We start from the raw sequence: 2,130 nt of genomic DNA on the forward strand, positions 1-2,130 counted from the left end.
GGGCGCGCAGCGGCGCGCCCTCGAACTCGGGCAGGGGACGCTCGGCGGCGACCGCGGCGACGAGGCCGGCGATATGGTCCTGCGACTCGAGCAGCAGGTTGATGAGGGCGTCGGAGAGTTCGAGCTCGCCGTTGCGCATGCGGTCGAGCACGCTCTCGACGGCGTGGGTGAAGTGCACCACCGCGTCCAGCCCGAACAGGCCGGCCGAGCCCTTGATGGTGTGGGCGCAGCGGAACAGCGCGTGCAACTCGTCCGTGGGCAGCGCGGCGGTCTCGGCGCGCAGGAGGATCTCCTCCATCTGCGCGAGCAGCTCGCGGCTCTCGTCGAGGAAGGTGGCCAGGGCCTGGGAGAGGTCCATCAGCGTGCCTCCTGCGTTGCGGGCGCGGCGTCCTCGAGCAGCGGGTCGCCGAGCGCGCCGCCGAGGCGGGCGAGGTCGAGCAGGCGCAGCACCGCGGCGGAGTGGTTGACGAAGCGTACGCTGCGCCCGGCGCTGCGCTTGGCCATCAGCATGAGCTGCAGGCCGGCGGTGTCGATCTCGTCGATGCGGCCGAGGTCGATCTCGAGCGTATCGTGGCGGGCGAGCGCCTGCAGCCAGGCCTCGCGCAGCGCGGCCACGGTGTAGATGCCGAGCTCGCCCTCGGGGGCGAGGCGGGCGGGGCCGGTGAGGATGTCCGGGGAGAAGGTGTCCAGAGCAGGGGCGTCCGGGGCGGGCGTGTCGAGTGCGCGGAGGTCCATGGTCGGCACGCTCACATCACCAGCTTGGACACCGCCGCCAGCATCTGCTGCGGCTGGAAGGGCTTGACCACCCAGGCGCGCGCGCCGGCCTCCTGGCCGAGGCGCTTCTTCTCCTCGGCGGCCTCGGTGGTGAGCATGATCACCGGGGTGAACTTGTAGCTCGGGTTCTTCTTGACCTCGCGCACGAAGGCGATGCCGTCCATGTTGGGCATGTTCACGTCGGAGATGATGAGGTGAACCTTCTGGCCGCCGAGCTTGCCGAGGGCGTCGCGGCCGTCGCAGGCCTCGATGACCTGGTAGCCGGCGCCCTTGAGCGACAGGCTCACGACCTGGCGCAGCGAGGCGGAGTCGTCGACGATCAGCACGGTCTTGGACATGGGGGAATTTCTCCTGCTCAAAAGAAGGTGATGTCGCCGCCGGCCGAGGCGGGGTTCGCGTCGGCGCGGCGGGCGTGTTGTTCGAGGGTGGTGTAGGTGCGCTCGAGCGTGGCGATCCAGGCGGCGACGTCGATCGGCGCCGGCACCCGGCCGCCGCCGAGGCGGGCCTCGTCCTCGGCGACCTGGGCGGCCAGGCGCGCCATGTCGGCGCGCACCGCTTCGAGGATCTGGCTGACGCGGTCCTGGAACTGGAGCTGCACCAGCACGCCCTCGATGCGCGACTGCACCGCGACGCTGTCTTCCTCGAGCGCGCGCGCGGCCTGCGTCATGGCGCTGCCGACGCGGTCGAAGCGGCCGACCACGCTGCCGATGGCGGCCTCGGAGTCGCGCACCAGCACGGCGTCGCCGCGGGCCATGTGCTCGGCCGCGGCGAGCGCCTCGGCCATCGCGGCGTGGGCGCTCTCGACCTTGGCGCGGATGCGCTCGCCGGTGGCGCCGGAGAGGTCGGATAGCTTGCGCACCTCGTCGGCGACCACTGCGAAGCCGCGCCCGACCTCGCCGGCGCGGGCGGCCTCGATCGCCGCGTTGAGCGCGAGCAGGTTGGTCTGCTTGGCGATCTCGCCGACCTCGCTCGCCATGCGCATCAGCTCCTCGGTGACCTGGGCGAGGCGGGCGACCGCCTGCGACAGGCTCTGCTTCTCGGCGAGCGCGGCGTTGAGCCCGGCGAGCACGCGGTCGAGCTCGCCGCGGGCGTAGCCGATCACCCCGACCACGCTGTCCTCGCCGCTGTCGGCGGAGGCCTGGCGCGAGCGCAGCAGCGCGTGCTGCAGGCCGTCGAGGATGCTCGCGAACTCGCCGGCGAGCGCGCCCACGGCGGCCTCGGTCTGGCTGCGCGAGATGCCCACGTGGTCGTGCCAGCGCGCCAGCGCGGCCTGCGCCACCTGCTGCAGGCTGGCGAGGTAGGCCTCGCGCTCGGCCAGGCGCGCACGCTCGGCCTCGGCCAGGCGCGCCGCGGCGG

Annotated in this window: 4 protein-coding genes; all 4 read right to left on the bottom strand. The window is 73.0% G+C overall.

Annotated features, from left to right (window positions below):
- The coding region (locus tag C667_RS22420) for an Hpt domain-containing protein (RefSeq protein WP_004386640.1) at positions 1 to 358 on the bottom strand (358 nt) is incomplete at its 3' end.
- A complete protein-coding gene (locus tag C667_RS22425; protein WP_039922849.1) occupies positions 358 to 735 on the bottom strand; it encodes an STAS domain-containing protein in 378 nt (125 codons plus the stop codon). The genes C667_RS22425 and C667_RS22420, both read right to left, overlap by 1 nt.
- An 11-nt stretch (positions 736 to 746) precedes the next feature.
- Positions 747 to 1,112, bottom strand: a complete 366-nt coding sequence (locus C667_RS22430) for a response regulator (RefSeq protein ID WP_004325667.1) — start codon at positions 1,110 to 1,112, stop codon at positions 747 to 749.
- Positions 1,113 to 1,129: 17 nt separating this feature from the next.
- On the bottom strand, positions 1,130 to 2,130 hold a 1,001-nt coding region (locus tag C667_RS26240), incomplete at its 5' end, for a methyl-accepting chemotaxis protein (RefSeq protein WP_004386642.1).

The organism is Thauera phenylacetica B4P (genome assembly GCF_000310225.1).
Lineage (GTDB): Bacteria > Pseudomonadota > Gammaproteobacteria > Burkholderiales > Rhodocyclaceae > Thauera > Thauera phenylacetica.